The 19371-nt window shown below is 41.0% G+C and carries 14 protein-coding genes; 6 read left to right on the forward strand and 8 right to left on the reverse strand.

Annotation, left to right across the window (positions count from 1 at the left end):
* Positions 1-6: 6 nt before the first annotated feature.
* From ACX27_RS02930 to ACX27_RS02945, 4 genes are read right to left on the reverse strand one after another with little or no spacing between them, the layout of a single operon-like run.
* Positions 7-750, reverse strand: a complete 744-nt coding sequence (locus tag ACX27_RS02930; protein ID WP_062288194.1) for a hypothetical protein — start codon at positions 748-750, stop codon at positions 7-9.
* On the reverse strand, positions 747-1736 hold the full coding sequence (locus ACX27_RS02935) for an N-acetylglucosamine kinase (RefSeq protein ID WP_062288197.1): 990 nt from the start codon (positions 1734-1736) through the stop codon (positions 747-749). Before ACX27_RS02935 ends, ACX27_RS02930 begins: the two co-directional genes overlap by 4 nt.
* A 4-nt stretch (positions 1737-1740) precedes the next feature.
* Positions 1741-3003: an MFS transporter gene (locus ACX27_RS02940; protein ID WP_083468654.1), complete on the reverse strand. Its 1263-nt coding sequence runs from the start codon at positions 3001-3003 to the stop codon at positions 1741-1743.
* A gap of 57 nt (positions 3004-3060) precedes the next feature.
* Positions 3061-3429 carry a GxxExxY protein gene (locus tag ACX27_RS02945; RefSeq protein ID WP_062288202.1) on the reverse strand — a complete coding sequence of 123 codons (369 nt, stop codon included), beginning with the start codon at positions 3427-3429 and terminating at the stop codon, positions 3061-3063.
* A gap of 31 nt (positions 3430-3460) precedes the next feature.
* On the opposite strand from ACX27_RS02945, the gene ACX27_RS34780 reads away from it, so the two are divergent.
* The 4 genes from ACX27_RS34780 (at position 3461) to ACX27_RS02965 (ending at position 8111) form a co-directional block, all read left to right on the forward strand.
* Complete coding sequence (locus tag ACX27_RS34780) at positions 3461-3583, forward strand: hypothetical protein (protein WP_256364378.1); 123 nt, start codon at positions 3461-3463, stop codon at positions 3581-3583.
* Positions 3584-3593: 10 nt separating this feature from the next.
* Positions 3594-6578 carry a valine--tRNA ligase gene (locus ACX27_RS02950; RefSeq protein ID WP_062288206.1) on the forward strand — a complete coding sequence of 995 codons (2985 nt, stop codon included), beginning with the start codon at positions 3594-3596 and terminating at the stop codon, positions 6576-6578.
* Between the two features lie 183 nt (positions 6579-6761).
* A complete protein-coding gene (locus ACX27_RS02955; RefSeq protein WP_062288210.1) occupies positions 6762-7205 on the forward strand; it encodes a hypothetical protein in 444 nt (147 codons plus the stop codon).
* A gap of 495 nt (positions 7206-7700) precedes the next feature.
* Complete coding sequence (locus ACX27_RS02965; RefSeq protein ID WP_062288217.1) at positions 7701-8111, forward strand: slr1601 family putative cell division protein; 411 nt, start codon at positions 7701-7703, stop codon at positions 8109-8111.
* A 359-nt stretch (positions 8112-8470) separates the two neighbouring features.
* On the opposite strand, the gene ACX27_RS02970 is transcribed toward ACX27_RS02965, so the two are convergent.
* A complete protein-coding gene (locus ACX27_RS02970) occupies positions 8471-10393 on the reverse strand; it encodes an ArnT family glycosyltransferase (protein WP_083468655.1) in 1923 nt (640 codons plus the stop codon).
* A 193-nt stretch (positions 10394-10586) separates the two neighbouring features.
* A complete protein-coding gene (locus tag ACX27_RS02975; RefSeq protein WP_062288220.1) occupies positions 10587-11213 on the reverse strand; it encodes a hypothetical protein in 627 nt (208 codons plus the stop codon).
* Positions 11214-11742: 529 nt separating this feature from the next.
* On the opposite strand from ACX27_RS02975, the gene ACX27_RS02980 reads away from it, so the two are divergent.
* Together ACX27_RS02980 and ACX27_RS02985 are read left to right on the forward strand one after the other, a co-directional pair.
* Positions 11743-12075, forward strand: a complete 333-nt coding sequence (locus tag ACX27_RS02980; RefSeq protein ID WP_062288223.1) for a DUF565 domain-containing protein — start codon at positions 11743-11745, stop codon at positions 12073-12075.
* A 37-nt stretch (positions 12076-12112) separates the two neighbouring features.
* On the forward strand, positions 12113-13156 hold the full coding sequence (locus ACX27_RS02985) for a glycerate kinase (protein WP_062288226.1): 1044 nt from the start codon (positions 12113-12115) through the stop codon (positions 13154-13156).
* Positions 13157-13256: 100 nt separating this feature from the next.
* Here ACX27_RS02985 and ACX27_RS02990 read toward each other — a convergent pair whose 3' ends face one another.
* The gene (locus ACX27_RS02990) at positions 13257-14240 is read right to left on the reverse strand and encodes a response regulator (protein WP_062288229.1); all 984 of its coding nucleotides are present in this window, start codon (positions 14238-14240) and stop codon (positions 13257-13259) included.
* A complete protein-coding gene (locus ACX27_RS02995; protein ID WP_062288232.1) occupies positions 14237-18940 on the reverse strand; it encodes a PAS domain S-box protein in 4704 nt (1567 codons plus the stop codon). The genes ACX27_RS02990 and ACX27_RS02995 overlap by 4 nt, the downstream gene beginning before the upstream one ends.
* Positions 18941-19371 lie beyond the last annotated feature (431 nt).

The raw sequence follows: 19371 nt of genomic DNA on the forward strand, positions 1-19371 counted from the left end.
AAATTTTCAACTATCACTAACAAATTCAGCTTTTGCTATAGCATTCCGACAAGCTATTTTTGCAGCTATACGGTAATCCATCTCTTTAGAATCGACTGGATGATAGCTACCATTATTAATAACAACTTTCATAGCAGTGAGAGCAAAATTAGTTTGATGGAAATAATCAAATATGCCATCAATAATGCCCTCAAAAATTGCTGGTATCCACTCAGAAGGAATAATTTCTTCATCATCAATTCGCCATACAATTTCAATGTGTGAGTTCGCAATTATAGGCTCGATTGTTAACCATACATGACCATAGCTGTCAATACTAGAAGACTGTCGAACAAATTTACCTTCTGCTATTAACGGTTGAGCAATGGAATAAAGCTTATATTCTGCTTTATCCCATAAATTTAATTCCCGTCTGCCATCAAAATTATCCCAAATATTAGCAACCCAATGCCAATTTTCAATATAAACGCAAAGGTTATCCCAATCAGAATTACGGACACCTTTATAAAATTTCAATAAATTATATAAATTGCTAATGTCTTCTGAATCTGGTTGTGCTGTTTCTATTATTTCAAGTAATTTTCTAGCTGCTGCTATTGTCTCATTGGTAAATAATTCCCCAAATTCTTCATATCTTCCTCGTTCTGGATTTTGATGTAATAACTCAATCGTGCGATGCAACCATCCAAGATTTTTAGTTCTGGCTTCGTAAGTATAATATTGGGCTTTACTTAGTTTTTTGCTATTCATATAGCTGAATTAAATTTTTCATGGGATATAGATAAACTCTGTAAAGCTAACAACCCAGCACCATAAGCAGGTTCATACCTTGGAAACATTACTTTTACCTGGGGAAAGTGATTAACTATGGCTGTGGTAAATTTTTCATGTATTTGAGATTTACCCCGCCATACACTACCTGTAGTTACAATTTCAACAACTGAGTTAGGAATAAACATTGCATTAATAACTGTAGACGTAGATGTTACCAATTCTTTAACAGCATTATTAATTATATTATTAGCTAATTCATCACCCGAAGCTGCTGCTAAATCTACAATTGGTGCTAAAGATGCGATTTCTTTAACTCCCCATCCACGCCGATATATGACTTCGATTAATTCTGCTATATTCTGCAAACCAAGATGCTGTTGAAAATTTGGTACTAAACTCGTGGATATTTCACGCCCATCATAAGATTTTAATGCTGCTTGCATACCAGCAACAGCAATTTTATAGGCGCTACCTTCATCACCTAAAATATATCCCCAACCACCAACTCTTTTAGTTTCTCCTTGATGGTTTCGACCAAAAACTATGGAACCAGTACCCGCAGCTACAACAATTCCCACATCATGACCAACTCCGCCAACTAAAGCAATCAAAGCATCATGACAAACTACAATATTAGCTGGCTGTACATCCCAAGTAATAGGTAGGAATTGACTATTTTGTAATTCCTGCACCATACTTTTAACTATTTCAATATCTCCAGAACGTCCAACACCAGCTAAACCTAAGCAGATAGCAGAGATTTGGATTGTATTTGTGAACTTTAAGGCTTCACTTGCTGCTGTTTGAATAGCAGAATGAATTGATTGGATTGCTGCTGCAACACCTATGCTTTGATAATTAGATGCGCCTGCTGCACCGCGACCTAGTACTTGACATTCAGCATCCATCAAAATACATAAGGTTTTGCTACCACCACCATCTATTCCCAAGACATAATTCATGGTATTAATGTGCGATCGCTCTTTTTTGTGCTTCTGCTTTTAAAGGGATGAAAAATAAAACAATCATTCCTGGAATCGTCAGCAAACACACCAAGCTAAAGAATAATGGATATCCTAATAACGGTTGTAAATAACCGCTAACTATTCCTGGTAACATCATACCTAAAGCCATAATCCCAGTAGATATAGCAAAATGGGATGTTTTATATTCCCCTTGGGAAACATACATTAAGTACACACTAAAAGCTGTAAACCCAAAACCATAACCAAACTGTTCTAATGAAACCAATGGATAAACTAGGCTGATAGAAGGTTTAGTATAAGCCATATAGACATAAAATACATCTGGCAAATTCAAGGCTAAAGCCATCGGGAATAAACATTTTTTTAAGCCATATTTGGCAATTACCAATCCTCCCAAAATACCGCCAGCAATGAGTGAAATTACGCCGAATGTGCCGTATACTAAACCCACCTCTGAGGTCGATAAACCTAATCCTCCCGCCTCTGGTTTATCTAACAAAAATAAAGAAGCAAACTTAACAAGCATTGCCTCGCCAAATCTGTAAAGCAAGATAAATGCTAAAATCACTAGAATTTTTTCTTGGGCAAAATAGGAACTAATAATTGTCCAGAATGGGATTTTATCTGTGGCTTGTAGTTGCCGTGGCTGATCGGAATCAGGTAAGGGTAAACTGAAACGGTGAAAAAGAGACAGTATTGCTAAAACTACAGCCGAAAAACCAATGGCTAAAGTCCAACTTAAGGGAATATTCTTGAGATAGCCTTCCAATTGTCCAGCTAAAACAACTAATAGTCCTGAACCAAAAATCACCGCCATTCGATAAAATAATGAGCGAATGCCCACAAAAAAGGCTTGTTGTTCGGGAGTTAAAGCTAATAGATAAAAGCCATCTGTAGCAATATCATAAGTTGCAGAAATAAATGCTCCCACTGTTAAGGCGGTGAGGGAGATAAAAAAGAAATTTGGCAATTGTAAGCAAAAGGCAACGAAACCCAAGCAACAGAACATTGCGAGTTGGGTGTAGAGTATCCAGGTGCGTTTGGTGGAGTAAGTATCAACAATTGGCCCCCAGAACATTTTAATGACCCAAGGGAGATAGAGGAGGCTTGTCCACACGGCAATTTGGGTGTTGTCTACGCCGAGTTTTTTGTAAAAGATGACGGAGACGGTGTTGATGATGATGTAGGGTACACCGGAAGCGAAATATAAAGTGGGGATGTAAAGCCAGGGGGAGCGTGACATAGGATGAGAATAATTTTTTAAACGAACCGCCAAGACGCAAAGAACGCCAAGAAGAGATTAAGAAGAAAGGATAATGCGTTTGATGCCGTCTTTGAGAAGAGGGACATTAAAATTTATGAGGAGTCCTAGACGATATTTGGTCATTTTTAGGTAAGAAAGAACTTGTGCTTCGTGAATGGGGGCTAGGTTTTGGACTGCTTTTAATTCCACAATTAGAGAATTTGCAACTAAAAAATCTAGTCTACCTTTGCCTACTTCATGACCTTTGTAATAAACTGTTACGTACTTTTCAAACTCATGAGGTATTCCTCGCTTTAAAAATTCTATAATTAATGCCTCCTGATACACCTCCTCTAAAAACCCTGGCCCCAAAATCTGATGTACCTCTATCGCTGCTCCAATCACAGCGTAGACAAGTCTATCCAACTCTTGACTTGGTTCTCTTCTGTTGGCGTTCTTGGCACGCCAGTTGCTTCAAGTCGGCAAAGCCGCCCAACACACTGGCTCATCTTGGCGGTTCGTTTCCATCAAACCCTCTCCAACCCTGTGGCAAAATTTATTAAAGTTCTTCCACAGTTAATTTTCCCAGCATGACCGCAACTATCTCGAATCTTCCCAGTCTCTACGATCCCTTTACCACTGAAGCTAAGTGGCAAAAATTCTGGGAAGAAAACCAAGTTTATAAAGCTGACCCTAATCACAGTGGCGAACCTTACTGTGTCGTGATTCCGCCGCCGAATGTCACTGGCAGTCTGCACATGGGTCACGCTTTTGAAAGTGCGCTAATTGATGTTCTGGTACGCTATCACCGAATGCAGGGACGTAATACTTTGTGGCTACCAGGTACTGACCACGCTAGTATTGCTGTCCACACAATATTAGAAAGACAACTCAAAAAAGAGGGTAAAACTCGTGCTGAGTTGGGGCGTGAGGAATTTCTGAACCGCGCTTGGCAGTGGAAGGCGGAGTCTGGGGGAACAATTGTGAATCAGTTACGCCGCTTGGGTGTGTCGGTGGACTGGTCGCGGGAACGGTTCACGATGGATGAGGGCTTATCGAAAGCTGTGGTGGAAGCTTTTGTCAGTCTTTACAATGAAGGATTGATTTATCGTGGCGAATATTTGGTGAATTGGTGTCCGGCTACGCAGTCGGCGGTGTCGGATGTGGAAGTGGAATCAAAGGAGGTTGATGGTAATCTCTGGCATTTTCGCTATCCGCTAACAGATGGTTCTGGTTATGTGGAGGTGGCGACGACTCGACCGGAAACGATGTTGGGTGATACTGGGGTTGCAGTGAATCCCAATGATGAGCGATATAAGCATTTGATTGGTAAAACTTTAACTCTGCCAATTATGCAGCGCGAAATTCCGATTATCGGCGATGAGTTGGTTGACCCATCTTTCGGGACTGGTTGCGTGAAGGTGACACCAGCCCATGATCCCAATGATTTTGAAATGGGTAAGCGTCACAATCTGCCGTTTATTAATATTTTGAATAAGGATGGGACTCTCAACGCTAATGCTGGGGAGTTTCAAGGACAAGACCGTTTTGTGGCGAGAAAAAATGTCGTGTCTCGTTTAGAAGCGGATGGGGTTTTGGTCAAGGTAGAAGATTATAAGCATACCGTTCCTTATAGCGATCGCGGTAAAGTTCCCATTGAACCTCTCCTCTCGACTCAATGGTTTGTCAAAATTCGCCCACTAGCAGATAACGCCCTACAATTCCTCGACCAGCAAAATTCTCCTGAGTTTGTTCCCCAACGCTGGACAAAGGTTTACCGTGATTGGTTGGTAAGTCTGCGAGATTGGTGTATTTCTCGACAGTTGTGGTGGGGACACCAAATTCCCGCTTGGTACGCTGTGAGTGAAACAGACGGACAAATTACCGATACTACGCCGTTTGTGGTGGCTAAATCTGCTGATGAAGCTTGGGAAAAAGCTAAAGCCCAATTTGGCGAAAATGTCCAGCTACAACAAGACCCAGATGTATTAGATACTTGGTTTTCTTCGGGGCTGTGGCCGTTTTCCACTTTGGGCTGGCCGGAACAAACCCCCGATTTAGCTAAGTATTACCCGACGACTACCTTAGTTACAGGTTTTGACATTATCTTTTTCTGGGTTGCCAGAATGACAATGATGGCGGGTCATTTCACCGAAAAAATGCCGTTCCAGACAGTTTACATCCACGGTTTGGTCAGGGATGAAAACAATAAGAAAATGTCGAAAACGGCGAATAATGGGATTGACCCGTTGATTTTGATTGATAAATACGGCACTGATGCCCTGCGCTACACCTTGGTTAAGGAAGTGGCAGGTGCTGGTCAAGATATTCGCCTAGAATACAACCGCAAAACTGATGAGTCAGCCTCAGTAGAAGCTTCGCGCAACTTTGCCAACAAGTTGTGGAATGCGGCGCGGTTTGTGATGATGAACTTGGATGGACAAACCCCGGCACAATTAGGTCAACCCGTGGCGACTGAACTAAGCGATCGCTGGATTCTTTCTCGCTATCATCAAGTTATTAATCAAACTACCAGTTACATCAACAACTACGGCTTAGGCGAAGCTGCCAAGGGAATTTACGAATTTATTTGGGGCGATTTTTGCGATTGGTATATTGAGTTGGTGAAATCTCGCTTACAACCAGGTGCAGATCCGACATCCCGCCGCACCGCCCAACAAATCCTCGCCTACGTGCTGGAAGGGATTTTAAAGCTGCTGCATCCCTTTATGCCCCACATCACTGAGGAAATTTGGCAAACCCTTACCCAACAACCCGCAGAATCACCGCAAACTTTGGCTTTACAAGCTTATCCCCAAGTAAATGCCGACTTGATTGATACTGCTTTAGAAGCACAGTTTGAATTGCTAATTGGCACTATCCGCACAGTTCGCAATTTACGGGCAGAGGCGGATGTTAAGCCAGGGGCAAAAGTCAAAGTAAATCTGCAAACAGGTAATTTTCAAGAACAGCAAATCCTGAAGGCTGGGCAAGCTTATATTCAAGATTTAGCCAAAGTAGAAACTTTAACCATTGCCGGCGAACAAAAAAGCCAAACTTTAGCGCCCGCAAAATCTCGTTGGAGTTGGAAAACAATTGGCTTAATATTTGTGGGGCTAATTTTTCTGCGAGTTGGTTTGGCTGTAGCCAACACAGTTAATCAAATTCCCCTAGTTGGTACTTTCTTTCAACTTGTGGGTTTAGGTTATAGTATGTGGTTTATTGCCCGTAGTATATTATTTGCCAAACCTAAACCAGTGAATACTGTATCAGAACAGCCCACAGCAGTTGCAGAACCAGTACAAGCCTCAGAACAAACCATTGCTGGGGTAGTTGGTACAGTTCAAGTTGTCATTCCCCTAACTGGTGTTGTTGACATTGAAACTGTACGTGCCAAATTAGAGAAAAACCTCAGTAAAGTCGAAGCTGAAGCCCAGTCTCTCAGAGGCAGGTTAAGCAATCCTAAGTTTGTGGATAAAGCTCCAGCCGACGTGGTGCAAGGAGCGAAAGATGCCTTAGCTGAAGCTGAGAAACAAGCCGAAATTTTGCGCGATCGCCTCCAGGCATTACAGTAAACATAGCCTGAATGATCTAGCATCACGACAATGGGTAATGGCAGAGTCATCACCAAAATCTCAGCCATTACCCATTGCCCGATGATTTTCAAGACAAAATCAATATTTTAATTTTGTTGTTTAATATACATTTTTGTACTTATTTTTTAATTTTTAATTGTAAGCTGGAGCAAAAAGACGATCATGCTATATCTAGCTCAGGTACATAAAAACGAATTTTTAGACCAGTACCAGTTGCGTTTGTTAGCACGTCAAGATACTAATAAACTCTGGGCAATTATTCCAGAAGAAGCTTTTATTTTGCTGGGGAAAGGTAAAACTATGAGCGAAGGCTTACTGGTTTTAGTGGAACTTTCTGCCACCGGTGAAATCGACAAATTAGAAGAAGCTAGTAATTGGGTAATGAATTTAGTCAAATCCTACCTCACCACTGGCATTACCCCAGAACTCTTACAACAAGAAGCAGAACGCGCTGAACAGTGGCGACAATCTCTGACTTTGCAAAATCAAGATTTAGCGCGTCGTTCTTTAGAATTAGAAGCCCGCCGAGAACAAATTCAAGCTTTAGAAGAAAGTCTCAAGCGCGAAAGAAACGGATACCATAACGATGAAACTGCTGGTAGCTGAAGAATGCTTTCCAGAAACAAAGGAGTGTCAAGAAAGAAAAGGCGTTTCTTCTATATTTTGCAATTGTGCTGCGGTACTAGTTCAAGGTTTTCCACTGAACAATATTCCATTCTTGAATAATTTAATTTTTAGCAGTCTTCATAATCACAACCAATTATTGACAGTGTGAAGTAAACTGTTATTTTGAATTCTGGCTCCTGAATTCTGCTGGATTAGCTGTATGGGGTAATAACCATTAACATCTTGTCTGGTAATTGACATAAAATCACAAACGATGAATAATCCTGGGATACAAGGTGCAGTTTTTCAGAATGATAGCTGAGTACAGCAAACTGTTTCCCATCAATTACTTACGTATGTAAGCTTGTTTTTTTAACAATAAGCATACGTGTAGCAATCTCAGAAAAATGAAGTAATATGACAGCTAACTTATGCTGTAACTAGCCGCAGTAGACTGTTGATTAACTTGTTCCCAGTAAAGTTATTTTTAGTATTATGAACGCCTTCCAACCATCAAGACAGCCGTTACAACCTATACAGCAGCCTCGAACTACTCCTCGACCAAAGCGGCATCTTCGTCAACGTTCTCATCAAATAATGGCGATTGAAACCACATTCAAGATAGGAGTGAATTTAGCAATTTTGGGAGCCGCTGCATCCGCCCTAACACAACTTCTGCCTTATCATTGGTCACAGCAAGAAAGGTTGCGTGAGGTTCGCACCGAAGTCAAAATTATGGAAGGACGTGTGAGTACTTTACAGGCAGAATTTGTTCGCAACTTTGATCCCCGCCAAACAAAAACAATTGCCGAACAACAAGGATATAGATTTGCACCTAATCAGCGCCCAATTGTATTGGTAAATCAGGACGGCAAAGAAATTGATGTCATCAATTCTTTACCCTAAGCAAAGTTTTGCTGGATGTGAGGAATTGGGATGATTGCCATTCTTAGCAAGTATTCAGAATCCAGAAGTCAAAATGGCGAGAGAGTTTGATAACTAATACTATTAGACCATAGCAATCCTATTTGATAGGTGAATAAAAAAGACAAGGTAGAGATGTTTGTCATTCATTTAGGACTGCTATATGAAAATTTCTATCTAGATTCTGATTTCTGACTTTTGCAGTTATTTATATAAATATTTGCCTATATAGATGTATATACATCAAAAATACAAAAAATTAATAGGACTTAAGCACCAAGATTTTCTGTATATATTAAGTGTGGAGTGTAAGGGTTGTAGATACATACACCCTTATACCCTCAGCAAAACCCTTGATTTTTAATTTTGTGCGTAAGTCCTAAATAATTTGGGGAGCTTTCTGTTCGGGTACGATGGAAATATCTTGCTTTTTTGGTTGCATTTTTTTTTAAAGAAATTCTAATCAATTGATAAGCACCTTTAGAAGCCAAATTTTCATAATCATCAGGTTGTAAATCAATTCTGACAAGGTTTCTATGTTCTGCCAAAACCAACAATGAATGTGATTTAGGAGAAGTATTGATTTGATTTTGGATATAAACCACAGCCTCGCTAGTCAATTTTATAAAGTTAATTTGTTGATGACTGTAGAAAACAACACTGGGTTTTTTAAAGCCAACCATGACAATTTCTTCGTTTGGTTGTCTTACCTGAGACAAAACAGCAGAAATTTCTCTTAAAGGCATTTGTCGTTCTTGATCCATCAAAAACATTGCAGGCATCAAAACAATAATTAGAAATGCCACAAACCCCAACAAATTTACACTAACAATTCCTTGCCAACGTCGAGTGATTAATAAAAATGCCACGCTGATGGCAGTTAATAACCAAATATAACCCCCTAGTTCTACAATCCCAGAATTTTCCAAAGTTTGGCGAAAGTTAGGTGCTGCTTGATCGTTACCTAGTAACTGGGTGATTTGAAACATCGCTACAGATAACGCTGAAAATAAAACAACATTTGCCCAGCCACTGAACCAGAAGAATTTCTGCGGAGTGCGAGAACTGGATGCAGATGGTGTAGGAAAGTAATCACTCCAAAATAAAGCGACTAAAATCGCAGCTGCTGGCATTAGGGGTAAAACATAACTAGGTAGTTTGGTAACAGCAATTGTGAAAAAACCAAACACGCCCAAAAACCAAATGCCAGCAAATAAACCTAATTGCTGAGAGCGTTCTTGACTTTGCCATTGCGATCGCTGCCAAAATTTCAGTCGCACAAAGGCTGCGGGTAAATACACAGAATATGGTGCGAAACCTAACAAGACTACCAAGAAATAAAAATACCAAGGGGCTGAATGACCATTCACTACCTCTGTAAAACGGTCTATGTTGTGATATCCAAAAAACGAATTAATATAATTCCAACCATTGCGCCAAATTACCAAGGCATACCAAGGAACTGCTAAAGCAAAAATAATCAGCAGCCCCAGCAGTGGCCGCATTTCGCGCATAACTTCGCGGAACTTACCCAAGTACAGCAAAAAAGCCAAAATTATGATCCCCGGTAAAACTATACCCACCGGGCCTTTAGTTAAGATTGCCCCAGCAATGAGAACATAACAAGCTAAATACCATTTATTAGGGAGTAGGGCGCTCTCCTTTGCTCCCTGCTCCCTGCTCCCCGCTTTACTTGCATAGCCCAGAAAGAAACATAACAAAGCCGAGGCTATACAGCCAGTTAGTAGCATATCTGAGACACCTGTTCTACCCCAGACAATCATCTCAGGATTGAGTGCCATGACAGCAGATGTGATCGCAGCTGTAATGTAACGACGGGTAGGACGCTGAATCTGCTCGGCTGCGTCTTGCTTTGCCAGATGCCACTGTACAGTATAAAAAGCCAAACTGATAACCGCAATTGCTGCGATCGCTGAGGGAACACGTACCGCCCATTCATTGACACCTATGATTGAGTAGGCAAGTGCCTGACACCAGTAAATTAAAGCAGGTTTATCAAACCTAGTCACACCATTGAAAAACGGTGTAATCCAATCACCAGTGACAAACATTTGTCGGGATGCTTCCGCAAACAGTGGTTCTGTTTCATCCACTAAGCCAACATTGCCTAAATTCCACCCATAGCCTATCCAACCAATCAGCATCAACCACAAAACTGATAAAGTCACTACTAGAGATGGACGCTGTGCTATCTTGTTGAACCATCGGTCAACAACGTGGAAAGTACTCAATTTCATCCTCATTTGTGGTTATTTGTCAATAGTTATGAGTCAACAGTCAACAGTCAATAGTTATTAGTCGTTAAAAAGAGGGATTTTGTTCTTAACAGGGAACAGTGAATGGCTCAGATCCCCGATTTCTTGAAGAAATCGGGGATCTAGCAACACCAAACAGTCATCAACTAAACACTATCATTTATAGACTATCGACTTTTGACTATGGACTAAGTACCAACAGCCATTCTTTCGTTTCAGCATTCCAAGTTGGTAAGGAACTTTCCCCCACAACATAAGGCCCCCAGTAGCGTCGAGAACCATCCTGAGCAAACGCGACTAAAATATCTCCTTTTTCTAGCTTCAGATTGCCATTAGGTAAAGAAAGCAGCAAACCTTTACTACTGCCTTCTTGTGGTGCAAAATCCCAATGGGCAGGAATATCACTCTTACTACTAGTTGGGCTTTTACCTTTTAATTGCCTTGCTAACAAAGCTAGACGCACAGGCTGATCAGTTTGATTACTCATCCGCAAAGTACCTTGGTTTTTGGCATTACCAGCCCCGTTCGGACGATTAACTAAAATAGCCTCGACTTGGCTAGTGCTTGGTTCTACTTGGTTAATTGGTATTGTTGTATTATTAGAAACATTTGTCGGAGTAGTTGTAGCATCTAAAATTGGCAATTCTGAATCTCTGTTTGACTGCGAGGTATTAGTAGATGCTGTATCAGATGTATCAGGATTTGTAGTCTCAAATGACACACTTAAATCTAAACATCCCATCAGCAAGCCAAGCAGCCCCAAGCTCAAAGCCGTAATAGCAGCCTTACGATACACCTGAGATTTCATTTTGATATTTGTTAGAAATAATTATTTGTTTAGTCTTGGCCAAATCTTAGCCTATTCTCTACCTTGAGGAAGAAAGAAATTTGCTGACTTGTCTACAATAGATTCTCGTGAAATGGCGTGATGTAATGTATCCTACTTATCATTTATCTGAAATCACCCTTGGCATGAATGATTACTTTAATTTTACTGAAAAACGCTGGCTATATGTGATTGTTCCGTGAATTTTTCCCGTGGGTTCTCAATTTTAAGCAAATGATATTACATAAATATAAATATGAAACAGTATAATTACATATAAAAGTTATTTACTGGGGCGTAATCTGAACAACAAGATGTCTATTGTTAAATCCTGAGAGATTTGGGAGAAAAAATATTTACATTTTTTAACAATTCCTGATTTAGGATGGCAGACTTGTTCTATTCAGCCTTTATTCCTTCCCACTCCGACTCCCTACTCCCTGACTATGAGGAAATCAAACCGGATTCCGATAATATTCAATTAATCTGAATAATTGAGAATGTTTGATAAATGCAAAATACTCGAATTAATAATTTATTAGATGCTATTGCTAGTAGTCTCAGACAAATATTTCGGAATCCTTGGCGTAGATTATCGCTATTAATTATTAGTTTTTTGTTTGGCTTTTTCTTAGGCACAGCTATTTCGACAATAGCAGGACAAAAAGCAGAATTAGATATTTTTGTCGCCGCATTTTTAGTGATGTTAACCGAGGTTACTAGCAGAATATTTTACAGTCGGGGCTTTTTTGCTAGAAGGGCGCTTTGGGTAGAATCTTTGAATATTCTCAAAGTAGGGTTTACTTACAGTTTGTTTGTGGAAGCCTTCAAGTTAGGCTCCTAGAAAAATTTGTCATTGCTGCTTTTGAGGAAAATTATAGATGTATTCTTGGCTGGGGGAAATTATAGCAGAGGAGATATCAGAGTTAACTTGGCAGCAAGCAAAAGCCGCAGCACTAGGTGATATATCAAGGGCGCAAGCGTTTGGGATCACATCAGCAAATGTGGATATGATGATCCAAGCCCGATCGCAGTTACTCAAATCTGTACTGCCAGATTTTCGGCAATTTTACCGAACTAACTTACGTGCCAACTATGAAGCCATGTTAGTGGTGTTGTGGGATTTATGGCTACCTCTGGGAATGAAATTAGCTGCACACCGTCAAAGCCTCAACCGTCCTTTGATTCAAGGAATTTTAGGAGTCCAAGGGACAGGTAAAACTACTATGTGCCAAGTTTTATCCTTAATTCTCCAAAAGTTGGGATACCGCAGTTTAAGTTGGTCATTAGATGACTTATATAAAACTTACAGCGATCGCTTAATTTTATTACAGCAAGACCCCCGCTTGAGTTGGCGGGGGCCACCAGGAACCCATGATGTAGATTTGGGGTTAAATGTTTTAGAACAAATTCGTCAAGGCGAAACTTCGGTTACTGTTCCTCGGTTTGAGAAATCCCTTTATGCAGGTGCAGGCGATCGCACCACTCCCGAAATTGTTACCAATATAGATATCGTATTATTTGAAGGTTGGTTTGTCGGTGTAAGACCCATCGACCCCAAAGCATTTGAGAACACGCCGCCACCAATAATTACCGATACAGACAAAGTATTTGCTCGTGATATGAATCAGCAACTGAGCAATTATCTGCCATTGTGGGATTGCTTAGATAGTTTGATTTTGTTGTATCCTACCGATTATCGCAGTTCCTTAACATGGCGCAAGCAAGCAGAACAACAGATGGTAGCAGCTGGTAAATCAGGAATGAGTGACTCACAGATTGAAGAATTTGTCAATTATTTTTGGCGATCGCTCCATCCAGAATTATTCCTCAAACCGATGCTGCGATCGCCTTCAGTTGCTGATGTGGTAATTGAAATTTCTCCAGACCGGACTTTTGGGGCAGTTTACCAAACTGAGTGCTGAGTTTTGAGTGCTGAGTGCTGAGTAATAAACTATTTACTTTTGCCTTTTACCTCCTGCCTCCTGCCTTCTGCCTTCTGCCTTCTGCCTCCATACAAAAATATCATGCACCCCAACGGGGAAGCGAAAAATTAGCAGATACTTGCTTGGTAGACTGCCGAAAGCAATCGCGTCCCTCGATTTTGGCTTGATATAAAGCGCGATCAGCGGCAGAAATTATCTCTTGAAAGTCAGAACCAGGTTGAGGGATATCCTCGGCGACACCAGCACTAATGGTTACATAACTACTAACTTGGGAATTGCAATGGGGAATTGCCAACTGCCGCACTACGGAGCAAATTTTGTCTGCCAAAATCATGGCTCCTTCAATCTCGGTTTTAGGTAGAATGACAGCAAATTCTTCACCACCATAACGAGCAACTAAATCGGCGGGACGTTTTACACTATCTTTGATAGCTTGTGCTACTTTTTGCAGACAGCGATCGCCCGCCCGATGTCCATAAGTATCGTTGTAAGATTTAAAGTAATCCACATCACATAAAATTAAAGATAACGGTAATTGCTCTCGTGCCATCCGCTGCCACTCTTGGGAAAAATATTCTTCAAACTTTCTGCGGCTGGCAACTTGAGTTAAACCATCAATTGTGACTAATCTTTGTAATTCTTGGTTAGCGGCTTCTAGTTGTTGTTGTAGCTGAGATTGTTGAATCAAGCGTTTGACTCGTTGACGCAACACAGGCCAGTGAATTGGTTTAGTAACATAATCAATTGCACCTGCATCAAAGGCATGGTCAACTGATTCTTGATCTTCCAATCCCGTAATCATTAATACTGGTGTATGCTTGCCTTGCTCGAAAGATTGCAACCGCAGACAACACTCAAATCCGTCCATACCGGGCATAATGGCATCTAGTAATACTATCTGGGGTTGCAGCTGCTCAAACAAAATTAATGCTTCCACACCATCACGGGCTTCAGCGATTTGATAGCCTTCTCGCTCTAAAGCCAGTCGTAGTTGGGTACGGATAAACGGTTCATCGTCAACAATTAAAACTAGAGATTGGTTTTTTTGAAAGATGTTTGTCACAATCCCGCCTCCAGTTCCACTTGCAATTCTGTTTTGACTTGCTCATACTCTTGCTGAAGTTGTGACAAGATGTCTGCACATCCTGAAAAATCATAACTTCTGCCTTTAGCTTCTAACTGCTTGCACAGTTGGCTAAGATTGGTTGCGCCCACAGAAGCACTACTAGACTTGAGTTTGTGAGCAGTCTTCCACAAAGTTTCGGCTTCTTCAGTTACCACAGATGCTTGAATTTCTTGTATAAGTTTAGGGGCTTCGGAAAAATAACAGTGCAGAAGTTCCGTTAATGCCACCTGATCTCCGGCTAACATCTGACGCAAAGATTGCAAAACTTTGTGATCAATTGCAGATATGTCTAAATTTGGTGTTTTGGGTTGGCGTGGACTGAAATTTTGGATTTGTCTTGCTGGTGCCTTAATTAATTTGCCGGGCTGACATTTACTCAGGGCTTGGACTAACTCTGCCATTTGTATGGGTTTGCTGATGTAATCATTCATCCCCGCCGCCAAACAAGCTTCGCGATCGCCGCGCATCGCGTTGGCTGTAATCGCAATAATATAAGGACGAATACTCGCTGCCCATTGCTGAGAAATAATTTTACTGGTTTCTAGTCCATCCATTTCTGGCATGTGAATATCCATCAACACTACATCATAGGGTTGACGTTGCAAGGCTTGAATCACTTCTCGCCCATCTGCCACCACATCTGCTTGGTAGCCCATTTTTTGCAACATCAATATTGCTACTTTCTGGTTTACTAAGCTATCTTCCGCCACTAAAATTCTCAGAGGGATTTTTTTAGCTAAATCAGCATCACACCCACAAGTCTGGGAATGAGTAGTATCGGCTAACAGCAAGCGATCGCCACAAGTATGAGTCAAAATATAGTGGAGTTGGGATTGTTTGATTGGTTTAGTTAAACACACTACTAACCCCAGATCATCAAATTCTGCACTGAGTTCTGGCGAGCCTAAAGCAGTTAACAAAATTAAGGGCAGATTCTCTCCCCCAGGCTGCTGACGAATCGCCTGGGCTAGTTGAAGTCCGTCAATATTCGGTATCGGTAGATCCAGAATGGCAACATCAAAATGAATTCCCTGGGCCAGCAAACCTAAAGCAGCCTCTCCAGATTCGGCAATGTATGTTTGCATTTGCCAGAACTGCACTTGCAAGCTGAGTATTTTACTGTTGGTAGGATGAGCATCCACAATTAACAACCGCTTACCAGCCAACTGAGTCAAAGCAGTTGTGATTTCTCGTGATGCGGCATCGGTTACAATTTTGCTGGTAATGGTGAAGTAGAAGGTAGAACCATCATCAAAGGAAGTGGCAGAAACAGGCTTGTTACTCTGCCATCCAGGATCGGGATGACCACCAATACAGCCACGACTCTCCACCCATAAACTACCACTCATCATCTCACTCAGGCGTTGGCTAATCACTAGTCCCAGGCCTGTACCGCCGTAAAGTCTGGTCATTGAAGGGTCGGCCTGGGTGAAGGGTTGAAACAGCCGTGCCATTTTCTCTGGGGTGATGCCAATACCTGTATCTTGGATGCTAAAGAGAATTGTGCAGCTAGTTTCCTGATGTTGAGTTTCTATGTGGTTGGCGTAGACAGAAAGTACAACTTCTCCTTGTTGAGTAAATTTAATGGCATTGTTGAGCAAATTCATCAAAACTTGGCGCAAGCGGGTGATGTCACCAATGATTTGTGTGGGAACTTGGGGATGGATGAGGTAAATTAGTTCGATTTGTTTTTGGGCGGCTTTGGGCGCGAGGATATCGATGACTTGTTCAACACAAGCTTTTAAGTCAAAGGGTTTTTCTTCGAGTTCTAATCTGCCCGATTCGATTTTGGAGAAGTCAAGAATATCATTGATGATGGTAAGTAAAGCATCACCACTGGTATGCACTGTTTCTACAAAGTCGCGCTGCTGGGGAGTCAAGTCTGTGTCTAATAACAGTTCTGTCATCCCAATGACTGCATTCATAGGGGTGCGAATTTCATGACTCATCATGGCCAGGAATTCACTTTTGGCGCGGTTGGCGGCTTCGGCTTGACGTTTTGCTTGTTCTAGGGCAGAGTTTTTTAGGGAGAGTTCTTGGCGTTGGCGGGTTTCTTGTTCTAATAAATGGGCTTGAGCGAGGGCAATACCGACTTGGGCCGCTACGGCTTCTAGTAATTCAATTTCTGCGGTTGTCCATTGGCGAAAATAGCTGCACTGATGTAAGCCGATCGCACCGTTAGATTCTCCTTGATATGATGTGCGGACTGCTAACATGGACTTTAAGTTCATGTTACGACATATTTCTTGTGCTTGTTGAAGTAAAGGATCGGCATATACATTATCAGAAGCGATCGCTTTATCCTCACGCATCATCTGTTCGGCATGGGGATTACCAATGACAGCAATTTCCACTGTTTCCTGACAAGTGTAGGTGGGAAAATTATTATACTCTGCAACCAAGGGTATGTGGGGTGTAGGTTCACTAATATAAGCGTGAATCAGGCAACGTTCCACTTGAAATGCTTGGCCAATTTGGACGGCTGCGGTGGCAAAGATGGCTTTACTATCCAAACTTTGCCGGATTTGCTGGGTGATTTGTTTTAATAGCAGTGTTTGATGCAATTGTCGTTGCAAGGCTTGTTGGGCTAACACTCGTTCGGTGATGTCATGGTTAAAACTCACAATGGCAATGGGTTCGCCTTGTTCATCTTGTAAGAAAATCACTGTGGTTTCACAAATGCCTTGACCGCCATCTTTGCGGATAAATTCGATTTCCCCAGACCAACGACCATGTTGGTGAATATCTGGCAAAATCTGGGGTACTACTTTGGCAAAGGCGGCTGGTGTATACAAAATACTAGTGGTTTTGCCTAAAATTTCCGCTTTGCTATAGCCAAACATCCACTCAGCAGCACCGTTCCAGTCGATAATTTTGCCAGTTAAATCGGTGATGATTACGCCATCGTACATATTTTCAAAGATCAGGGCTTGGCGCTGTAAATTTAATTCGGCTTGTTTGCGATCGCTAATGTCGGTGTGAATGCCAATAAAATGAGTTAGCCTGCCAGTCTCGTCGTGAATTGGGGAAATACTCAATTCATTCCAAAATAAGCTGCCATCTTGGCGGTAGTTCCGCAACAAGACTTGGCAACTCTTACCTGTTTTCATCGATGCTTGCAGTTGTTGAATGGCTGGTTGTTGGGGATCTGTACCAGGCAAAAAGGCACAGTTATAGCCAATAATTTCTGTCGCACTATAGCCTGTGATCATTTCAAAGGCTGGGTTGACGTAGATAATTGGTTGATTGGGAAGTCTCGCATCTGCAATTGTAATCCCATCACTAGCGGCCGCTAAAGCACGTTCCCGTAATCTCAATGTTTCTTCTACCAGTTTTAAATCGGTAATCTCAAACATAAACCCCCTAAGTATCACGGGGGTTCCAATGTTTTTGACCACATTCACAATGTTTCGCAACCACACAACTCGTCCATTGGTGGTTAACATTCGGTATTCAAATTCCCTGTTTTCTCCCTTGGCTACGGCTTCTTGGTAAATTCCCATCGCTTGTTCTCGATCATGGGGATGCAGATGATTTAACCAAAAATTTTCTTGATACCATTCTTCGATGGGATAACCTAATAGAGTTTCTACCTGTGGCCCTACATAGATAAATCGCCAAGTTTTGATATCGAATTCCCAAGGAATGACTTTGACAGTTTCGAGTAATTCTCTGAGGTGGGTTTCACTGGCGCGTAAGGCAATTTCGGTTTTTTTCTGCTCAAAAATGCGGTTGGCTAGTTCTTGATTAATGCTGGCTATGTGCTGATTGCGTCGTTCACTACTTTGAGCAAAATAAATCAATAATGTTAATGTGCCAGCAATGATTAGCCCAGCAACTAAAACAACTAATAGCAGTGGCGATCGCAAGTTGGTCAATAATTCTAAAGAAGGATAAACTACCAGTTGCCAGTTGACTCCATATAATTCCACACTGACTGTTTTTTGCCAATCTAATAGCTGTGCTGGTAATAAATTCTGTCCGTAAATTAACTTGCCATTCTCCAATATTTGAATTTGATAACCTTGGGGTAAATGCAATATTGAATTTATTAAGGATTGCACTTGAAAAACACCTACGATCAAGCCATCAAACTGCTCGCCAATCCACAGGGGTAAGTAAGCCAAAAATCCTGGCTTGCCTTCAAAAAACTCAAATGTTGGTGTAAAAATTGTTTGGCGGCTGTTGCGTGCTGTTTCTAGTGCTATGCGAATTTGAGGTGCTTGGCTGGTTGCTAAATTCTGGGCGATTTTATGACTGACTTCGGGTACAGTCCATTGCAGACGCAATAATGGCTCAATCCATCCCAAGGCTTGATAGCCACCAAAATCTTGTATGTACGCGGCTGCTTCAGTTCGCCAATTTTTCCGATCTAAAGCCTCTTGCAGTTGCCAGTGTTTTCCCATGCGTTCTAGTGCCAGAATCCGCATATTTACTTGGGCAGTTAATTCGGTTTTAATGGCGATCGCTTGTTGTTGAACCATCTGCTGAATATGATATTGCTCCTCAACCACTAGCCTCTGCCAAAGTACAAATACTGCAATTGATACAACAATCCCCACTAGTAATGGCAGCAACTCTCGTTTGCTGAAAATTTCTCTTGCTGGAAATTGATGATATCTGTGCTGCCTAACCACTTATTCATCCTCTAGCACTTTCAGCATTTGTTGGAATGATTATTACTGTTAATTAAAATTATGAATATTTATTTTACAATATCGACATTTTTTTTAAATAGAACTTTTCTGTATTTTTGTAATTAAATAATTAAATTTTGCTTACATTTTTGATTCTAATTTCCCTTGAAAAAATAAAATAATTTATTTTGAATAAACAAATTTTAACAAAAGTTTATTATTTTCTGATATTTTTCATCTTTGTTAGAGTCAGCATTTTTGCAACTCTATCATGTTGTTAACCATATATTTGACTAATTCCATCAATTAAACTGAGAAAATTGAGTTTATTAACTTGATAATTGCTGTTGAATTTAGCAAAAAATGTGAATGACAAATTCAACATTCTAAAACCAAAATCAACGATACAAAATATTCTTGATGTCTAGCTC

This window comes from Nostoc piscinale CENA21, assembly GCF_001298445.1.
Classification (GTDB): Bacteria; Cyanobacteriota; Cyanobacteriia; order Cyanobacteriales; family Nostocaceae; genus Nostoc_B; species Nostoc_B piscinale_A.

Excerpts from the sequence above, each read along its gene's own strand:
- ACX27_RS02950 (WP_062288206.1), top strand. The coding sequence starts at position 3,594 with ATGACCGCAACTATCTCGAATCTTCCCAGTCTCTACGATCCCTTTACC.
- ACX27_RS02985 (WP_062288226.1), top strand. The coding sequence starts at position 12,113 with ATGTATTCTTGGCTGGGGGAAATTATAGCAGAGGAGATATCAGAGTTA.
- ACX27_RS02955 (WP_062288210.1), top strand. The coding sequence starts at position 6,762 with ATGCTATATCTAGCTCAGGTACATAAAAACGAATTTTTAGACCAGTAC.
- ACX27_RS02970 (WP_083468655.1), bottom strand. The coding sequence starts at position 10,393 with ATGAGGATGAAATTGAGTACTTTCCACGTTGTTGACCGATGGTTCAAC.
- ACX27_RS02980 (WP_062288223.1), top strand. The coding sequence starts at position 11,743 with ATGCAAAATACTCGAATTAATAATTTATTAGATGCTATTGCTAGTAGT.
- ACX27_RS02975 (WP_062288220.1), bottom strand. The coding sequence starts at position 11,213 with ATGAAATCTCAGGTGTATCGTAAGGCTGCTATTACGGCTTTGAGCTTG.
- ACX27_RS02940 (WP_083468654.1), bottom strand. The coding sequence starts at position 3,003 with ATGTCACGCTCCCCCTGGCTTTACATCCCCACTTTATATTTCGCTTCC.
- ACX27_RS02935 (WP_062288197.1), bottom strand. The coding sequence starts at position 1,736 with ATGAATTATGTCTTGGGAATAGATGGTGGTGGTAGCAAAACCTTATGT.
- ACX27_RS02930 (WP_062288194.1), bottom strand. The coding sequence starts at position 750 with ATGAATAGCAAAAAACTAAGTAAAGCCCAATATTATACTTACGAAGCC.
- ACX27_RS02965 (WP_062288217.1), top strand. The coding sequence starts at position 7,701 with ATGAACGCCTTCCAACCATCAAGACAGCCGTTACAACCTATACAGCAG.